The organism is Halocella sp. SP3-1, assembly GCF_003953885.1.
Taxonomy (GTDB): domain Bacteria; phylum Bacillota; class Halanaerobiia; order Halanaerobiales; family DTU029; genus Iocasia; species Iocasia fonsfrigidae.
Genome location: NZ_CP032760.1, coordinates 1,795,440 through 1,814,415, shown reverse-complemented (window position 1 = coordinate 1,814,415; position 18,976 = coordinate 1,795,440). Strand labels below are relative to the sequence as shown.

Genomic DNA, 18,976 nt, shown 5'->3' with positions numbered 1-18,976 from the left:
AAACACAACCTTTACAGAAGTAAGTATGCGTTATATTTGTAGTTCCAGACCACTAGCTTGCTGAAATAACATCTGCTGGATAATACTTACCAGATAGGCTCCGGCCTCAACTGGAGGAGTACCATCCTGATGAATATTGGATACTACCGTTCTCCTGTTTTCTACCATGCCAACCTTAGCTTCATAAGCCAGATAGGCAGACATACTTTGGGCAGTAGCCAGGCCTGGTCTCTCCCCGATCAAAATACAGGTAACCTTCGCTTGTAAAGCCTCTGAGATATAATCCATGGCCGCTACCCGGGCATACTTAATAAAAAAAGGGGTGCCGACACTGATTTCATATAATTTAAGCCCTGCTGTTAAAGAAAGAAGAACATCCCTGGCATTGGCCTCGATTGCTTTTGAACTCAATCCATCACCAACTACAATCTGTACATCCGGCTGATAGATACACCTCTCTTTGATCAAACTTATCGTCTCCTCTGAAAATTTGCGCCCTAGGTCCGGCCTGGTTAAGTATTCTTCCTTATCACGGCATAAAGTCTTAACAGAAAAAAGATTCATTCCCTCAATTACCCTTTGGTCTGTTTTACTGATTACCGAATCCCTGGCTGCAGCATGGTCTGCCCGAAACCTTAAAAGGGTACTGGTTTTATAGCGCGGTCCTGATCTCCCCACAGCAATCCTGGCCGGGGTAGTCTTTTTTAGAGCTCTGATCATCTTTAAATCCAGTGGACTGCTAATAAATATCTCCTGCTGAATGTTTCTCTCCCTGATATCCTCAATATTATCTTCTCGAAAATCAACCCCCTCTGTCATGTTTACTCCCCCTTTCTTTTTTGAGAAAATATAGATGGGTCCCCCATTTTAGGAGTTATTTTACCATCTTGATAAATCCCCATCTCTTCCAGCCAGTCTTCGAATTCCCTGGCTGGACGACAGCCCAGGGTCTGATGTAAGGTTACAATGTCATGATAACTGGCAGCCTGATAATTTAACATCACATCATCACCATGGGGTATCCCAATAAAATAATTACAACCTGCTGAGGTAAGTAAAACAGCTAGATTCTCAATATCATTCTGGTCTGCTTTCATATGGTTTGTGTAACAGACATCTACCCCCATCGGCAGACCACTAAGTTTACCCATAAAATGGTCTTCTAACCCTGCCCTGATGACCTGTTTGCTGTCATAGAGATATTCTGGACCAATAAAACCCACTACTGTATTTACCAGAAAGGGTTGATAACAGCGGGCCAGGCCATAACAGCGGGCTTCCATGGTCAACTGGTCTACTCCAAAATGTGCCTCAGCCGAAAGTTCAGAACCCTGGCCTGTTTCAAAATAAAGTAGGTTTGGACCAGGGGCTGTCCCTTCTTCTCTTATAAGTTTTTGAGCCTGATCTAATCTGCTGACATTAACTCCAAAAGACTCATTCCCTTTCTCTGAACCAGCAATACTCTGAAAAATAAGATCTGCTGGAGCCCCCTGTTTAACAGCCTCTAACTGACTATTAATATGGGCCAGGACACATACCTGAGTAGGTACTGACCACTCTTCTTTAAAATCATGGAGACCCTTCAATAGATTAATAGTTCCACTGACCGTATCTGCTACAGGGTTAATACCGATTACTGCATCCCCAATACCATAACTTAAACCCTCTCTAACCGAAGCAAGTACCCCTGCCAGGTCATCTTTGGGGTGATTGGGCTGTAATCTAGAAGAAAGCCTTCCTCTTTCTCCAATTTCAGTATTACAATGAGTAATCACTTCAATTTTTTTTGCGCTGTAGATCAAATCAAGGTTTGACATCAATTTAGTAACAGCAGCTATAACCTCACTGGTCAAACCCCGGCTAAGGCTTTTCAACTGGGAATTTTTCGTATTCTCATCCAGAATATATTCCCTTAGTTCAGCAATGGTCCAGTTCTTTATATTATTGTAAACCTCCTGCTCAACTCCATCCTGGATAACCCTGGTAACCTCATCTGTCTCATATCTGATAACCGGGTTATTACTAATCTCCTCAATCAGAAGCTCACTTAAAACTATCTTTGCCGCCACCCTTTCTGCCATACTACTGGCAGCAATACCAGCCAGTTTATCACCTGATTTTTCCTCATTGGCTTTAGCCAGTACCTCTTTAAGGTCAACAAATTGGTAAACCTTATTTAATAATCTGGTTTTATACATTAGCATAATCCCCTTTTTTTACTCAAAAATCAGTGTTTTTATAATAACAGGTAAAACAATTCCCCGGGAAAGGGGTTTTCCTATATCAATATAATCACCCTTATTAACATTAATACCATCAATACAGATCAGCTCATAACCTATCCCCAGGAGGGTTCTTAAGGCCTGACCCAGGGCTTTGGCAAAATCATGTTCCAGGACAATAATTACTGGCAGACCTGCCTGAATATATTCCCTTAGACCAGTAGTGATCTGTCGGGCATATTCCGTAACTTCAGAAAATGATGGTACTTCCGCCCCTTTTAACGCCAGGGCAACCCTTTGTTTCTCATCATTAAAATTATATAATTGCAATCTCTGTCTAATCTTCCATCCCAATCCCTCTAAATCTTCTTTAGTCTCAGCAGTAAACAATTTTATAAGTGGGATATTTTTTTGGGGCAGACTGTTTCCAGTATAAGTAATTGTACTACCACTTATTTCGCTTACATGGAGTCCAGCACCAATCACAGTTGCATTAATCTTCTCCTGGGTCTTACTAATCCTGACCATGTTTTTAAGTTCACTATCCTTAATTGCCAGGGCCAGCAGAGGACCAATATCACCATAGCTTATAATAAGGTCATTGAATTCCTTTCTCTGGCTATGGGAAACAGCATAAAAGTATTCTCCAACCCCTCCAGAAAAAGATACTTTATCAAGCTGATAACTATTTTTCAGACTACTACCCACCAAAAGGCTTTTACATATGTCAGATAGTGGTTTAAAACCCAGCAGTTCTAAAAAACACTGTACCATCTGCTCAACTATCTTCTTAATCTTATCCTGTAATCCGTCATCAATAAGACTGTCACCAATTCCCAGGGATAAATTCAAACTAGCAGCTATCTCCTTTACATATTTAGAAATATAGGAAATCCTGTTCTCATCATCGAATTTTATAAGCCGACCTCCAATATTTAAACAGGCTGTATCGATAAGTTCTCCTTTCTGGAAAACAGCTATATTACTGGTTCCACCCCCAATATCAAAATTAGCGATCACTTCACTGTTCTCTTTAGATAAGCGACAGGCCCCTGACCCCATTCCAGCTATAACTGATTCCAGATCCGGGCCAGCTGTAGCCACCACAAACTCCCCAATTAAATCTGCTAGCTGATGGCTAATTACTTTCGAATTCTTCTTACGGGCTGCTTCCCCGGTTATTATTACAGCCCCTGACTGGATATCTTTTTTCTCTATTCCAGCCAGCTTATATTCATTACTAACAATCTCCCTTACTGCTGGTCCATCGATAACATCACTACTCTGCAGAGGGGTAAAATAGATCTTGCTGCGATATTTTATCTCTTTAGTAAGAATTTCTATACTAGGCACTTTTCCCTGACCGGCCAGATCAGCCAGTATTAGTTCACTAATAACAAGCTGGGTTGTAGATGTACCAATATCAAGTCCCACACTTATTATCTTCTGACCCATTATTTCACCCCCTTAGACTTGAGTTACTAAAAATAGACAAGGCCTTATGACAGGAATAAGTAAACAATACCTTTTTCCTGTACATAAGGCCCCATTGCCTTCATTATATTAAAAAACCCACTGCCTTTAATATAATTATTAATTTTTCGTAAAATACTCATAGTACCCAAACAAACATTACTTCAGCTCACTATTGATTATTATCATCTCAGCAATCTCCTTCATGGAAATCCCCCTGTTCATACTTACCCTTTGAATCTTCTGATAGGCTTCTTTTTCACTGAATTTTTCATCAGTCATTAAAACACCTTTAGCTCTTTCGATAATTTTTCTCTCACTCAACTTATTATATGCCCTTTGAACCTCCTGCCGGGCTAATTTCAAGTCCTTATACCTGGCAATAACCAGTTCGATCGAAACCATTAATTCCTTTTCATCAACAGGTTTAATCAAGTAATGCATAACACCCTTATTTTTGGCATCTTCGATAAATTCAGACTGACTATAGGCAGTTAATAAAATAACTGGGGCAATATCTTCAGCATGCATTATTTCAGCCACCTTTAAACCCGTCAAACCTGGCATTTTAATATCCAGAATAGCCAGGTCCGGTTCACAGCTTCTAGCCTTTTTTACAGCCTCTTCACCATTACCTACATCAGCTACAACATTATAGCCATATTCTGCAACCATTTCCTTTAAATCCATTCTAATCAGGGGTTCATCTTCTGCTATTAAAATATTATACTTAGTCATCTGCTTTACCCCCATTACATCATTCTAAAACTGAATTATCCCACACAGGGTGTTAAATAAAATAGCTGTATGTGTCATGTATATGTCAGTTATATGAGATATTATAGAACATTTTTCCGATTTTGTCAAGTGCTTTTATTAAAAAAATGTCATGTATTACATCTACATGACATTTTCGAATATTAAGCATATTATTTTATTAAATTATAATCTTAGTAGATGTACCAGGATTAACTAATACCTCTAGCAGTTAAGTATAAAATGTTGAGGGCTAGTTAACAAGTACAACCGGCTTGATTAAGTCTCTAGGCTTATCTTTCATCAGCATCAAAGCCTCTTCAACTTTATCCAAGCCCTTAAATACATGGGTGGCCATCAGGGCCGGATCCAGGCGGTTATACTTAATTAATTCAACTAATTTTTCCATCCTTACCCTTCCACCTGGGCAGAGCCCACCGGTTATAGTTTTATGAGCCATGCCACAACCCCACTCAGCACGAGGAATTGGTACATTATCCCCTGACCCAAAATAATTTATGTTCGCAATTGTTCCATTAGGGGCTGTAATTTTTACTGCTGATGAAGCTATCTCAACTGAACCACCGGCAATTATCGTAGCATCTACACCATTACCATTAGTTAACTCCATAATCTGTTCAACAGTATCACCATTTTTATAACTTACTATATCTGTTGCACCATATTTTTGAGCAACATCAATACAGACAGGTCTACTTCCAACAGCTATTATCCTTCCTGCACCTCTTAAATTAGCACTTGCTACAGCCATTAAACCAACTGGACCAATACCTATAACAGCCACTGTATCTCCAAATTGAACATCAGCCATCTCTGTTCCGTGAAATCCAGTAGTCATCATATCAGTTATCATCACAGCAGCTTCTAAGGGAATATCTTCAGGTAAGTGAGCCAGATTCATATCAGCATTATTAACGTGAAAAAACTCAGCAAAAACACCATCTTTAATATTTGAAAATTTCCAACCGGCAAGCATTCCACCTGAGTGCTGATGTCTTCCATTTTGAATTTCACGTGTATTCCAGTCAGGTGTAATAGCAGGAACAACAACTCTATCACCTGCTTTGAAGTCTTTAACCTTATCCCCTACTTCGACAACTTCACCGACAGCTTCATGTCCCAACATCATATTATGTCTTTCTCCAACTCCACCTTCAAAAACAGTGTGAATATCTGATGTACATGGAGATACTGCTAATGGTTTAACAACTGCATCATATTCCCCAGCAGTAGGTTTTTCTTTTTCAATCCAGCCAGTTTCACCAATCTTAAGCATTGCAAAACCCTTCATTATAAAATTCCTCCCTGCAATTTAATATTTTGTTAATGTTTTAACAAATAAAAGTAAATTTTTCATTTGCTTTGTAAATATTTATCAATGGCTCTGGCTGCTTTTTTGCCAGCCCCCATTGCCTTAATAACTGTAGCAGCCCCTGTAACAATATCGCCTCCAGCAAACACACCCTCTTTACTGGTCTGACCAGTCTCTTCCTCAGCGACTATTGTTCCCCATTTATTGGTCTCCAGGTCTTTAGTATCATTTAACAAAATAGGGTTGGGCCCCTGGCCAATTGCGATAATAACTGTATCTACATCCAATACATATTCAGAACCCTCAATTGGAATCGGGCGTTTGCGGCCTGATTCATCTTCTTCACCTAATTCCATTTTGATGCACTCCATTCCCTTAACATTACCAGTTTCATCACCAATGATTTTCTTGGGGTTATTTAAAAGATTTAACTTAATCCCTTCTTCTTCAGCATGTTCTATCTCTTCTGCACGAGCCGGCATCTGTTCCCTGGAGCGGCGGTAGACAATCATAGACTCTTCAGCCCCCAGCCTTAAGGCTGTACGAGCTGCATCCATCGCTACATTTCCTGCCCCAACAACAGCAACCTTTTTCCCAATATATACCGGGGTTTTATATTCCGGGAACTTGTAGCTTTTCATCAGGTTTACTCTGGTTAAAAATTCATTTGCTGAATACACCCCATTTAGATTCTCTCCTTCAATATTTAAAAAACGGGGGAGACCAGCACCAGTCCCAACAAAGACTGCTTCATAGCCATTATCAAGCAATTCATCAACACTCTTAATCTTCCCTATTACTTTATTAACTTCAATTTCTACTCCCAATTTCTTTATATTCTCTACCTCTTGTTTGACTATTTCCTTGGGCAACCTGAATTCAGGTATACCATAACTTAAAACACCACCAGCTTTATGAAAAGCCTCAAAAATAGTAACCCGATAACCAAGTTTAGCCAGGTCTGCTGCAGCAGTTAAGCCAGAAGGACCAGAACCTACTACAGCCACTCTGGCTTTACTGACTTTAACACTATTGCTATCCTCAGCATCAACAGCATACTCTGCTGCAAACCTCTCCAATCTACCGATAGCAACCGCTTCACCCTTTATCCCTAAAACACACTTGGCCTCACACTGCTCTTCCTGGGGACAGACACGTCCACAAATAGCAGGCAGATTATTTTTTTCCTGTATTTTAGCCCCAGCTTCTGCATATTTACCTTCTGTAATCAACTTAATAAAATCAGGTATATCAACTTCAACAGGACACCCTTTCATACAGGCAGGGTTTTTACACTGCAGACACCTTTCTGCCTCCCTGACTGCCTCTTCCGGGGTATAACCAAGGGCCACTTCAGCAAAATTATTGACCCTTTTCTCTGGATCCTGTAATGACATCTTTATTTTTCTTGCTTTATTTGTTGTTCTAGGTGACATTTGTGCTCACCCCCTGCATGATTGAGTGCTTCAGTTTCATACTCCTTATAAAAGTTCTGTCTCCTCATCTGTTCTTCAAAATCTACTTGATGACCGTCAAAAACCGGTCCATCAACACAGGCAAATTTTGACTCTCCACCAACAGTAACCCGGCAGCCTCCACACATTCCTGTACCGTCAACCATCAAAGAATTAAGACTAACCAGAGTTTTAATGCCATAGCCTTTTGTTAATTCAGCTACAGATTTCATCATGATCATCGGACCAATAGCTATTACCAGGTCAATTTTCTTTTCATCTTCACTGATATTTTTGTTTTTATCAAGAAGTTCCTGGAGAATATCAGTTACAAAACCCTGTTTACCTTTAGAACCATCATCTGTAGAAATCAATAATTGATCACTAATATTCTTGAATTCATCTTCCATGATCAGCATTTCAGAACTCTTAGCCCCCAGTATAGATATTACAGTAGTATCATTGTCAGATAGTGATTTTGCCTTGGGATATAATGGTGCTGCCCCCAGACCACCACCTACACAAACAACCAGGGAATATCTTTCAGTACTAATATGATTACCTAAGGGTCCAACTACATCTAAAAATCCATCCCCAACATTAAGATTGCAAATCTCTTTGCTACTAAAACCTACTTCCTGTACAATTATTCTTAATGTACCCTGTTTTCGGTTAAAATCAGCTATAGTCAAGGGTATTCTCTCCGACTTTTCACTGACCCTTACAATCAGGAAATGCCCCGGTTCAGCTTTAGCTGCAATTTCTGGTGCATCAATTATAAAAGAAGTGATCTGTGGTGCTAATACTTCTTTTTCTAAAATCTGGTACAATGCTTTCCCCCCCTGGATCAAGATTAATTAATTTATTGTTAAACATTTAACAATCTTTTGTAAAAAAATATGTTTTAATAATAAACCATAGAAGTTATCGTTAATTTTTTAACAACCTTTTGCAAAAAAAATATATTATAACTGCTTAAGTACATAAGATATTGTTATTTTTTTCACTATAAATTAGTATAACATATTTTTAAATTATTACAAGAGATTTTTAGAAATTATTGTTTTCTTAATTTTTAGATATTAGCCAGATTAATAATTTTATCTTCTACTCAATGGTCTCTGAAAAACAAATTCAAAGCGGTTACCACTGGCCAGCACCTCCCTGAACTCCTTATATAAGGAGAACTCTCCTACCCCACTAACATTAAGCCAGCCTTTTGTTCTAGTCAGGGCCACAAAAAGCTGATTCCGCAAAGCAAAATTATCTTCAGCTGCTGCTACCTGATCCAAACCAATGACATAAACCATATAGGCCTCATTACCTTTGGCCCTATAGGTATTGCAAATTGTTACCCCACCCTTATTCCAGAAACGGTTGGGGTCAATCTCAGGGTATTTCGGGTAATAGACATTATTATTCAAGGCCTTGGGGATATAAATATCAATACCAGCTTGTTTAATTGCCCTGGCAGCAGCAACCTTCAACCTGTACGATTCCTGTATATTACCCAGGGCAATAACCAGTATATCCCTGCTGGGATTAAGACCATCAACTTCAATATTGTATTTTATCTTCTGGGCCAATTCTGTTAATTCTTCATGACGGTTACTATAATTATTAAATTCTATTACCTTACCATCCCATATCTCTGGCACCCTATTTGGTGTCATTTCTGCCGGCCTGTGTAAAACAACCTTCTGACCTACTGGGTTAAAGCTACCTTCCAGTACCTCATAACCAATATTTTCCCAGTCCTCCTGGGTAGTATACCCCCTTAGCATTCCACCAGGCCTTAAAAGCCCCATTCCAATAGCATGGGCAGCTGTTAACACCGGCCCAGGTGTCCGGTAACACTTATTCATAATCTCACTTTTTCTGATGCCACCTTCATGAAACCCACTTACCATTCTTTTAAACTCCGGCCCCTGACCAAAAAGTTCCGGGGCACTTGGAATATTAAGTGAATTTAGACTCTGGGCCTCATCATAAGCCCAAATTAATCTTTTTTTCTTTTTATCACCAACTGGTTTTAAAGACTGATAGGCCAGCCAGTAAAATGGCTGTTTATCCTCATATTTTAAATCCCCATTATCAACAATCAGGTCCTGGGCCTCGTCTATTAATACAGCATCATAAATAGGCTTAATCTCTTCAACCCCTTCCAGAAGTAGTTTACAGGCTTTAATCAACCTTTCATTTGGCTCTCCCTCACCAAGGGCCTGATGAGTAGCCGTAAGGGGTTTTACCCTGTGCTGCCTACAGATTGTCCGGTAAAATCCAGGCTGGTCTTTAGCCCCCCAGGCATGAAGCACCTGCAGCCTGTCACTACTGATAGAATCATAACCCAGCTCACCATTACTAAATCTCCTCAGCCATTTATCCACTTCCCGTTTGGTACTGTCATACAAACTCCTTGTAAAAAAGACCAGGGCTATCTTCCAATCAGGGTGTTTTAAATACATATGGGCAGCCTTCTGACACAAAAGAACTGTTTTACCAGAACCAGCTATCCCCCTGATACGCTGTGGTCCTGGAGGAATCGTCTTACCGATAAACTCCTGCTGCAGATCTACCTCAAAGAGCTTTTCCTTAATTAACTCCTTGACACCACCTCTGGTCTTAGCATCCTGCTCTCCTCCAGCAGTTTCTTCCCCAAAGGTATTTTGTCCACTTAAAACCAGTAAAAGATTCTGCCACTGTTCATTATTTAATTCACCATTATCGAAGGCTGGGGTCAGAGCAGCCAGTTCCTTAAAAAGGCTTTTCCTGCCCAGTCCCTCAGCAAAGATTATATGGTCTACAGGATAACCTTTCTTCTGCCACTCTTTTTTAGTAATATTGGGCAAGACCACTGCAGCCCTACCACTTATTCTCCTCAATGTTCTATCACTCTGACAAAGGCCTTTGACCGCATAAAGCTGGTCCTCTACCTTGTAGGATGGGCAGTCATTACTTTCAGTTTTTTTAAACTGCCAGTTATCTGCTGTTACTTCAGCTATATCATCAAGCTGATATCCCTCTATTTCAAGAACTATCAGGCCGAACTCCTTATCAGCAATTAGTATATCCGGTTCTTCTCTATTTTCACCCCTTTTAGAGAAAATCGGATATCTCCAGTAAGCAATACAATCCCTGCCGCTGAATGATTTACGGACAGCATCCCAGGCCTTCCCTGCTGCATTTGTTTGTCCAGAAGGAATTTTTTCAGTAGTAATAAACCTATATTCAGAATTTATCTCCTCCAGATTATTATTACCATCAAAAAAGCCCAGTATCTTCCTCTCGGCTTGGTTCAGTTTGATTTTATTATTTGATTTCCTACTTTTCTCCCGACGCAGACTAAGATTACTTAGTTCTTTCTGTTGGACCTTAACTGCTGCAATCTCTTCCTGAACCTTATTTATCATTTCTTCATACCTCTGCTGCATTTCTGCTAACTTATCATTTGACTGATAATCCTTTTCAGGGAAAATGAAATCTCCGCCTTCAAAATCCCAATCCCCGTAAACCTGCATAAACCAGATCGCTGTCTTATAGGCCGCTAACAGAAGTGCTTTAGCAGTTTCCAGTGAATCATAAGACTCATGTACCGCCTTATTACCCTCCAGTCTGAGTTTGTGAAATATAGCTGCAATATCATCCACAATAAGTCCTTCTCTTTCAAGTAACTTCAATTTATTAAACAGGCTGTCTTCTTCCGGTTTTTCTAATTGATCATAGGCAAAAATATACTCTATCATCTGTTCAGCAAACATCCTTAATTTGACAATAGTAGTATTAGGGTCTTTATACAGATTTCCCTCAGCCATCTTACCCAGTTCACTAAGGGTTTCCCATTTATCTGCCAGAAAAGAAAAATTACTCTTCATTTACTATCACTCCTATCAAGTACATTACCAGCTAACTGTTCACAGCCAGTTATAATTATATTATTATCCCCATTAGAATTAGTAGTCTATTAATAGTTTCGTTATTCAGCCATTATATTCCTTTAATATATTATAAATACTCCTTTATTTACTGCATCTTAGCCTTATACATACTCATATCAGCATTATCCAGGAGTTCTTCAATATCCTGTCCTTGATCACTTTTGGTTGCTGAACCAACTGAAATATTGAGTGGTATATTATAATCATATTCTTCATTTACTTCTGCGCACTTTCTCTGTATGCGGTCACAAAAATATTTGGCATCTATTTTATCTGTTTCTTTAAGTATAATTACAAACTCATCTCCTCCCATTCTTACTACTGTATCACTTTTCCTGCTTACCGAATCCAGTACCCTGGCTGCATTTTTAATAATCTCATCACCTCTGGCATGTCCATACTGGTCATTAATACCCTTGAGATTATCTATATCAACCATAATAATACTAACAGGTAAACTATTAGTATCTTCTATTTCTTCTATTATCCGTTTGAAATACCTGCGGTTATATAGACCTGTTAACTGATCATGATAACTAAAATATTCAAGCCGGGATACTGTTTTAAGCTGGTCTTTAATGTATTTAAAAATTGAATGGTAAGTACTCATAATACCGATTGAAATTAGTATCAAGGTTATTATAAAAATACTTATACTTTTAGCAAAAAGTTCCCCTAAACCCCAGATTATTAAACCTAGAATTATTAAACCATAGCCAATAATTACATTTTTACGGAGTTCTTCAGTAAGTAATTTGTAATAATATGATATCCCTGCTAACGAAAATAAAATAATCATAATAATTAAAAAATAATCCCTGTTAATTAGCTTATAAAGATAAAAACCCAGCAGGATAAAAATACCTACCATCATATAGAACAAAAAATTAGTAATTCCCTTAGACATAATTCACCATCCTAAAACTATAAAATTATTAGGTTAATAATACCAGCAGGCCCTGGACATTATTTATCTGGTTTGATTATTTGCTAATCATCTGTCAACTAAAATTACTAAAATATTAAATGATATGATCACTGCTACCAATATTTTTCATTTCTAATAGTATAGTTTCTACAAATATTGTAAATTTCCTCTGCCGAATTAGAATTTTTTGTAATAAAAAACTCCCTGTGCAACTAAAAAATATATTGACACAAAAAACCAGATAATAATCTAACTAAAATAGACATATTTCATGATTTCCCAGGTAATAATAACTGTAAATCCAAAAAGAAGGTGGTAATGTGATATGCAATTAAATCTGGATAACAATTTTAATCAAACTAATCAACAGGGAAATGCAGCCAGTTATGGGGCACATGAATGTATGGAATGCCACGAAATTTTATCTGATGCAATCAATGGTATTAATCAATTTGAATTATACCGTCCCCATGTCAAAGATCAGCAGTTAGGTCAAATCCTGGACAAACAGATTAACTTTATGATTCAGGAATATAATAATCTAGTCAATCATTTACATAATAGGGGTATTAAGCCAGGCAGCACTTATCAAGCACAAAATAATTTTTCTCCTAAACTGGGCCTGAGAAATCCATCTCCTGAAAGCCCAAATTATAACATTAACCAATTAAATGACCGTGATATTGCCTCTGGTATGCTAGGTTGTGCCAAGTCATCTGCTGTATTTGCAACCTTGGCTGCTTTAGAATGTACAGACCCAAACCTCAGAAATATGATGAAAAATTGTGTAATTAGTAAGATAGACATGGCGTATGAAATCTTCCAGTATATGAACCAGATGGGTTTTTACCAGGTTCCTACCATGCAGGAAAATACTACCCAAACAATGGTTAATAGTTACCAACCAGCTAATATGCTCTAATTAAACCCAAGAGGGTTAATGCCCTAAATCAGGGCACTAACCCTCTTAAATATTATTTTATATATTAAGCTTAATGTGACACAGAATCATACTTAGCTTTTGCTGGCAATGCACTAAAAACCCTTTTTGAATAGACCGCAATCCACCCACTACATAGTGCTGTTACAAATAAAAGTATGTTTAAATAATCTATCACGACTTCAAATAGAAACCCATACATTGCCTGGCCTACTGGCAAAGTAGATCGAGCCATCATAAATATATATGATATTACCTTGCCAATTAAGTGGTCAGGTGTCTCCCGCTGTATAAATGAGATCATGGTTATATTACACATGGTAATAAAAATCGTTATTACAAAACAACAAATAGAAATAGTCCAATATACCACCATAACTGACATCTTGATACTTAATGACAGGGCAATTGGTAATAAGCCCATTGAAGCATAAAACAACATCTTATATACCTCTTCTATCTCTATCTTTTTGCCTATTACACTAATGATTATACCACCTATAATCATACCTGCAGCCATTACACCCTGGGTAAGGCCATATAACTGGCTGCTCAGTGCAAGTTTAATCTTAATTATTGCTGGGAGTCCAACAAGGATTACCGGTGTTAAAAACAAATTTATACCTGAAATAACAAGCATAGCCTTTATTATTACAGGGGTATCCTTGACCATATAATTGATGCTGACCTTTAAGTCAGACCTGATTATGGATATTATACTCTCATCATGGTGTTTCCTTTCAAATCTCATTATAATAAACATTTCCATAACCGCAGCCAGGAAAAAACAAATTACAGCACTTATCATAATCGGCCGGATACCCAATGCCCCATACAAAATCCCAGCAAACAAAGGGGCTAACAGATTAGAAAGGGCATTAACCAGACTTATAAACCCATTGGCCTTCTCCAGATTATCTTTCGAAGATATTAGTGGAATACTCGCCTGTACTGCCGGTTGATAAAAGGACTGTATAATAGAAAAAATAACCATTAAAGCAGCAATTACTAAAACAATCGGTCCAGTGGACAAAAAGAAGCTAAATCCCCCTATTACAGCTGCTGTTAGCAGATCCAGAATAACCATCAGGTTTCTGCGGTTAAACCTATCAGCCATTATACCACCCAGTGGTGAGAATAGAAGAGTAGGGATTGTTGCTATAGCCAGAATTGTTCCAAAAATCGTACTTGAACCAGTCTGATCTAAAATATATAGTGGTAAGGCAAAACGCAGTACAGCATTTCCAAAGATCGAGACCATCTGACCAATTACCACCATAAGAAAATTCCTGTTTAACAGTTTTTCATTATTCATAAACTGTGCTTCCCCTCTCCAAATAAACTTAGGCAAGAATAACTGATACTATTTACTGGGTTTCTATTTATCTGTAATATAGTAAATGTTGGTAAATCATAAAATTTTATAAAATTTACTTGTTGTCTATTTCTCTATACTTTCTTTTATATCCTGCTGATTTATTATAAATTATATTACTTTTCAGAAAAAATGCAGCTAATTACTGATTACTCCCCTTTAATATTTTTCATAATCAGAATTGAAGAAATAACTGTCCGACTAACTTGGCTGAATTTGCTAACAACATAATGACTAAAAAATTTACAAAAATAGGAGCCAGTAGATATAAAAAAACCCTGACTATAAAAATAGCCAGGGACTAGTTGTGCTATATATTAAAATAATAAATTATTTTATAATGCAACAACATTTGCAGCCTGTGGGCCACGTTCACCATCAACAACCTCAAATTCTACATCTTGACCTTCTTCTAAACTCTTAAAACCATCTGTCTGAATAGCAGAGAAATGTACAAAAACATCGTCTCCAGCTTCTCTTTCAATAAAGCCAAAACCTTTTTGATCATTAAACCATTTAACTTTTCCTGTGTAAACCATTAATTGAATTCCTCCTAAATTTTTTCAGGGCAAGTCTTACAATATTTTTCCATGCCCAACGAATATAACTATATCATACTATTAGTATAATAGCAATATAAAATTTTATACATGCCATCTTCTGGCATTAATTTATTTTATGATAACAATCTCCATATATATTTATTTTCAAATTTATTAACTATTTTTCTATTATGTAATAATATATTATTAAATACTAAAAAGGAGAAATAAAAATGGCCAGACAATGTCCTCCTAATACATTTTCATATAGCATTAAACCTGGAGATACTTTTTACAGTATCGCCCAAAGATATGATACTACAGTACCAGCACTTGTTTCTGCTAATCCAGGTATAGATTTTAATAATTTGCAACCAGGAATGACAATTTGTGTTCCCAGACAAAAACAATACCCTTCATGCCCAGAAGGAAATTATTATACAATAAAAGCTAATGACACATTCTTTTCAATTGCCAGGAATTTCAATATCTCAGTTGATGACCTCAGGGAAGCAAATCCAGCTGTAAATCCAGATAAATTAATAACTGGTCAGGTTATATGTATTCCATTAGCCACACCACCAGTACGATGTCCTGCTGGAACCCAAACATATACAATCCAACGAGGAGATACCTATTATTCAATAGCCCAGAGGTTTAATACAACTGTTCAAAGATTAAACAGCTTAAACCCAGGTTTAAATCCAAATTATCTTTTAATAGGTCAACAAATTTGTGTACCAAATAATCATTGACTCCCTCTGTTCTATCAAATATAATTCATATATAAGAAGACTGGAGGGAGCCAGATGATCTATTCTACAACCAAAGAAGCAATATTTGTCAAACGCAGTAATCGTTTTATAGCACATGTCTTACTTGATGGAAAAGAAGAAGTTGTTCATGTAAAAAATACCGGAAGATGCCGTGAAATACTACAGAAAGGAAGAACAGTCATTCTGGAAAAAGCCCGAAACAAAAATAGAAAAACAAAATACACCTTAATTGCAGCCTACAAGAATAATAAATTAATTAATATAGACTCCCAGGTTCCTAACCAGGTAGTATATGAAGCCTTAAAAGAAGGGAAAATACCTGATTTCAAAAAAATAATTAGGGCAAAGAGAGAGGTGACTTTCTCTAATTCTAGATTTGATATTTTTTATGAAACTGATGAAAAAAAAGGATTTATAGAAGTAAAGGGGGTTACCTTAGAAGAAAATAATATAGCCTTATTCCCTGATGCACCAACAAACAGAGGAACTAAACATGTTAAAGAGATGGTTAAAGCAGTTAAAGAAGGTTATCAGGGAGTTATCTTTTTTCTTATTCAGATGAATGGAATAAACAATTTTATTCCAAATAAAAAAATGGATCCAGACTTTGCTTCTGCTTTAGAATATGCAGAAAAACAAGGAGTCAAGATCCTGGCTTACAATACCTATATTAGTGAAAATCAGATTGAATTAGCAGATAAAATAATGGTTAACATTACTCCATAAGTTTCATTTTTGAGCCTCTACTCTACAAAAACTTCAACTGTTGTATTGCTTTCTTCATCCTTAATATCAACAATTTTCCCTTCAGCACCATTTTTTATTGCCTTTATAATTTCTTCAAAATCAATATCTTTTAACTCATCAGCATTTAGTTCAGGTGAATAGGCTTTGGCAATTTTAAAACCAATATCTACCAAGGATATTGGTATGTTAACATTAACTTTAGTCTTATCCTCTTCAGTCTTAACCCTTACCCTCAACCACTTTGCCTTAGAACCCCCAGAAGTAATAATCTGCTGTTCATCCTTACTATCAACGGCCTCAAGTAATTCCAAACCCTCTTTTGAATTAATCTTTCCTTCTTCAATCATTTTTAAGATTTGCATTTTTTCCTCATTAACACTCATTATTAAACCCCCTTGTTTTATTCCGTTAAAAGTTTCAAAGCCTTATCTTTTGATATTTCGCCTTTACTTAATTTATCTAAAATTTCTTTTTTGTTTACTGCTGGTTTTTCCTGTCCTACAAACCCCAGTGATTTCCTTACCTCTTCCAGTTTGTTTCTTACAGTTGGATAAGATATACCAAGTTCTTTTTCCATCTCTTTAATGTTGCCCCTATTTTTAATAAATACTTCAATAAAATACTGCTGTTCTTTATCTAACTTACAGAATTTAGATAGTTCAAACTCACCTCTAATAATTGTTCTACATTTATTACAACTGATTTCTGTAACCTTAAGCTCATGGTTACAGACTGGACAACTACCAATAACTTTATAATCCATCAACCCACCCCCTATTTGGTATATATCCTTATAAAAACATGTTCATCCTGATCTTCTGTTTCTAAATGTACTAATTCAAATGGTTCCTCATTTTTAAGAACAGCAATCAAGCGGTCTATTTCTTGGGGATTAACCCTTTGACTCCCTCCTTTTGAAAGATGATGTGCAAAATGCTTATTGATAAATCTAAGCAAACTCCCTATTAGGCCTAATGGAATTGCTGGAATAGGTATATAATATCTATTTATTTTTAATTTAACTTTCAGTTTTCCAGCCATAATATATAATTACCCCTTTAAAATGTTTTAACTTTATTTAAATATTACTATAAATTTTTATAAATGTCAATGGTGATATTAATTTTTTTAATATTATTTTGTATTTTATTAATTATATTAATATTAAACTTACATATTTTTAATTTTATATTTAAAATTTGCTCATTCCTGTTCAACACCTTCATTCCTGCTTGGCTGTAAAACCATGATATTCTTTAACAAAACCAGCTTCTGCACCATTTGCTAAGTTGAATGAATTTTAACATTATAATCCTTATCTACATATTATATTGTAAATAATTGTATTATAAGGAGTGATTATGTGGGAAATTATCGTGATTATAATAATCAGCACGTTCACAATTATAGTGGTGCAACTTCAGTAAATGACAACCATTTGCATAATTATAGTGGAACAACAAGCAGTGCAATTGAATATGGTGAAAGCCATTATCATAGGTATAGTGGTTGGACTACCACAAATGATGGTCACCGCCATTATTATGAAGGAAGGACTGGTCCTGCAATCAGAACTGCAGGAGGCCATATTCATCTTATGGAAGGCCAAACCACCCGGAATGATAATCACCGTCATTATTATGAAAATGATACAGGAAGAGCAATTAGCCAGGGCGGAGATAGAGACTGGGACCGAGATAGAGACTGGGACCGAGATAGAGACTGGGATCGGGATAGAGACTGGGATCGGGATAGAGACTGGGACCGAGATAGAGACTGGGATCGGGATAGAGACTGGGACCGAGATAGAGACTGGGATCGGGATAGAGACTGGGACCGAGATAGAGACTGGGATCGGGATAGAGACCGGGATCGAGATAGAGACTGGGACCGGGATAGAGACTGGGATCGGGATAGAGACTGGGATCGGGATAGAGACTGGGATCGGGATAGAGACTGGGATCGGGATAGAGACTGGGACCGGGATAGAGACCGGGACCGAGATAGAGACTGGGATCGGGATAGAGACTGGGACCGAGATAGAGACCGGGACCGAGATAGAGACTGGGATCGGGATAGAGACTGGGACCGAGATAGAGACCGGGACCGAGATAGAGACTGGGATCGGGATAGAAACCTGGATCAAGATAGAGACCGGGATCAAGATTAGTCAAAAATCAAAAAGTATAATAAAAATAAAGTGAGCTATCAACCACATTTAGTGAATTGATAGCTCTATCTTCAACTACTCTTATTTATTAATACCTCATATGTTATTAGCTCTTGTGGCAGTCTCAAGTCCTCATTCCAAAGTTGTTCAATCCTATCTACCATACTAGCTTTGACATCTTCAGCCTTTTTAAGTTCTCCAAGAATCTTTTCTAAGATAATATTATTTTTATTCTGCTGACTATTAATTGGATAAGCATTCAGAGAACCCTGTTTAATCATCTCCCGATAGTATACAGCGAAGAGTTCCAATTTATATTCTGGAT

19 protein-coding genes are annotated in these 18,976 nt (G+C 37.2%); 4 read left to right on the top strand and 15 right to left on the bottom strand.

Annotated features, from left to right (window positions below; genetic code table 11):
- Window positions 1-30: 30 nt before the first annotated feature.
- The 9 genes from eutC to D7D81_RS08555 all read right to left on the bottom strand — a co-directional run bounded on the left by eutC (window position 31) and on the right by D7D81_RS08555 (window position 12,080).
- The gene (eutC, locus tag D7D81_RS08595; RefSeq protein WP_125989134.1) at window positions 31-819 is read right to left on the bottom strand and encodes an ethanolamine ammonia-lyase subunit EutC; all 789 of its coding nucleotides are present in this window, start codon (window positions 817-819) and stop codon (window positions 31-33) included.
- A 2-nt stretch (window positions 820-821) separates the two neighbouring features.
- Window positions 822-2,204: an ethanolamine ammonia-lyase subunit EutB gene (locus tag D7D81_RS08590; protein ID WP_125989132.1), complete on the bottom strand. Its 1,383-nt coding sequence runs from the start codon at window positions 2,202-2,204 to the stop codon at window positions 822-824.
- A 12-nt stretch (window positions 2,205-2,216) separates the two neighbouring features.
- Window positions 2,217-3,677, bottom strand: coding sequence for an ethanolamine ammonia-lyase reactivating factor EutA (locus tag D7D81_RS08585; protein ID WP_125989131.1), 1,461 nt, complete (start codon window positions 3,675-3,677; stop codon window positions 2,217-2,219).
- Between the two features lie 177 nt (window positions 3,678-3,854).
- Window positions 3,855-4,433, bottom strand: coding sequence for an ANTAR domain-containing response regulator (locus tag D7D81_RS08580; RefSeq protein WP_164522182.1), 579 nt, complete (start codon window positions 4,431-4,433; stop codon window positions 3,855-3,857).
- Between the two features lie 271 nt (window positions 4,434-4,704).
- Window positions 4,705-5,763 carry an NAD(P)-dependent alcohol dehydrogenase gene (locus D7D81_RS08575; protein WP_125989127.1) on the bottom strand — a complete coding sequence of 353 codons (1,059 nt, stop codon included), beginning with the start codon at window positions 5,761-5,763 and terminating at the stop codon, window positions 4,705-4,707.
- Window positions 5,764-5,825: 62 nt separating this feature from the next.
- Window positions 5,826-7,220, bottom strand: a complete 1,395-nt coding sequence (gltA, locus tag D7D81_RS08570) for an NADPH-dependent glutamate synthase (RefSeq protein WP_125989125.1) — start codon at window positions 7,218-7,220, stop codon at window positions 5,826-5,828.
- Window positions 7,184-8,068, bottom strand: a complete 885-nt coding sequence (locus tag D7D81_RS08565; protein WP_125989123.1) for a sulfide/dihydroorotate dehydrogenase-like FAD/NAD-binding protein — start codon at window positions 8,066-8,068, stop codon at window positions 7,184-7,186. The genes gltA and D7D81_RS08565 overlap by 37 nt, the downstream gene beginning before the upstream one ends.
- 270 nt (window positions 8,069-8,338) lie before the next feature.
- A complete protein-coding gene (locus D7D81_RS08560; RefSeq protein WP_125989121.1) occupies window positions 8,339-11,110 on the bottom strand; it encodes a DEAD/DEAH box helicase in 2,772 nt (923 codons plus the stop codon).
- Between the two features lie 148 nt (window positions 11,111-11,258).
- Complete coding sequence (locus D7D81_RS08555) at window positions 11,259-12,080, bottom strand: GGDEF domain-containing protein (protein WP_125989119.1); 822 nt, start codon at window positions 12,078-12,080, stop codon at window positions 11,259-11,261.
- Window positions 12,081-12,426: 346 nt separating this feature from the next.
- On the opposite strand from D7D81_RS08555, the gene D7D81_RS08550 reads away from it, so the two are divergent.
- Window positions 12,427-13,023, top strand: a complete 597-nt coding sequence (locus D7D81_RS08550) for a spore coat protein (RefSeq protein ID WP_125989117.1) — start codon at window positions 12,427-12,429, stop codon at window positions 13,021-13,023.
- A 70-nt stretch (window positions 13,024-13,093) separates the two neighbouring features.
- Here D7D81_RS08550 and D7D81_RS08545 read toward each other — a convergent pair whose 3' ends face one another.
- Entirely contained in the window at window positions 13,094-14,356 is a 1,263-nt protein-coding gene (locus tag D7D81_RS08545; RefSeq protein WP_125989115.1) for an MFS transporter, read from the bottom strand.
- A 395-nt stretch (window positions 14,357-14,751) separates the two neighbouring features.
- Window positions 14,752-14,955 carry a cold shock domain-containing protein gene (locus D7D81_RS08540; RefSeq protein WP_125989113.1) on the bottom strand — a complete coding sequence of 68 codons (204 nt, stop codon included), beginning with the start codon at window positions 14,953-14,955 and terminating at the stop codon, window positions 14,752-14,754.
- A 236-nt stretch (window positions 14,956-15,191) separates the two neighbouring features.
- On the opposite strand from D7D81_RS08540, the gene D7D81_RS08535 reads away from it, so the two are divergent.
- Together D7D81_RS08535 and sfsA are read left to right on the top strand one after the other, a co-directional pair.
- Window positions 15,192-15,713 (top strand): LysM peptidoglycan-binding domain-containing protein, encoded by a 522-nt coding sequence (locus D7D81_RS08535; protein ID WP_125989111.1) that lies wholly within the window; start codon window positions 15,192-15,194, stop codon window positions 15,711-15,713.
- 54 nt (window positions 15,714-15,767) lie between these two features.
- The gene (gene sfsA, locus D7D81_RS08530) at window positions 15,768-16,460 is read left to right on the top strand and encodes a DNA/RNA nuclease SfsA (RefSeq protein ID WP_125989109.1); all 693 of its coding nucleotides are present in this window, start codon (window positions 15,768-15,770) and stop codon (window positions 16,458-16,460) included.
- A gap of 17 nt (window positions 16,461-16,477) precedes the next feature.
- On the opposite strand, the gene D7D81_RS08525 is transcribed toward sfsA, so the two are convergent.
- From D7D81_RS08525 to D7D81_RS08515, 3 genes are read right to left on the bottom strand one after another with little or no spacing between them, the layout of a single operon-like run.
- Entirely contained in the window at window positions 16,478-16,864 is a 387-nt protein-coding gene (locus D7D81_RS08525) for an SHOCT-like domain-containing protein (protein ID WP_125989107.1), read from the bottom strand.
- Between the two features lie 17 nt (window positions 16,865-16,881).
- Window positions 16,882-17,244: a DUF2089 domain-containing protein gene (locus tag D7D81_RS08520; protein ID WP_125989105.1), complete on the bottom strand. Its 363-nt coding sequence runs from the start codon at window positions 17,242-17,244 to the stop codon at window positions 16,882-16,884.
- A gap of 11 nt (window positions 17,245-17,255) precedes the next feature.
- Complete coding sequence (locus D7D81_RS08515) at window positions 17,256-17,522, bottom strand: hypothetical protein (protein ID WP_125989103.1); 267 nt, start codon at window positions 17,520-17,522, stop codon at window positions 17,256-17,258.
- A gap of 322 nt (window positions 17,523-17,844) precedes the next feature.
- Here D7D81_RS08515 and D7D81_RS19840 point away from each other — a divergent pair, with 322 nt between their 5' ends.
- Window positions 17,845-18,651 carry a YmaF family protein gene (locus D7D81_RS19840; protein WP_286170348.1) on the top strand — a complete coding sequence of 269 codons (807 nt, stop codon included), beginning with the start codon at window positions 17,845-17,847 and terminating at the stop codon, window positions 18,649-18,651.
- Window positions 18,652-18,722: 71 nt separating this feature from the next.
- On the opposite strand, the gene D7D81_RS08500 is transcribed toward D7D81_RS19840, so the two are convergent.
- Window positions 18,723-18,932: a hypothetical protein gene (locus tag D7D81_RS08500; RefSeq protein WP_125989101.1), complete on the bottom strand. Its 210-nt coding sequence runs from the start codon at window positions 18,930-18,932 to the stop codon at window positions 18,723-18,725.
- Window positions 18,933-18,976: the final 44 nt, after the last annotated feature.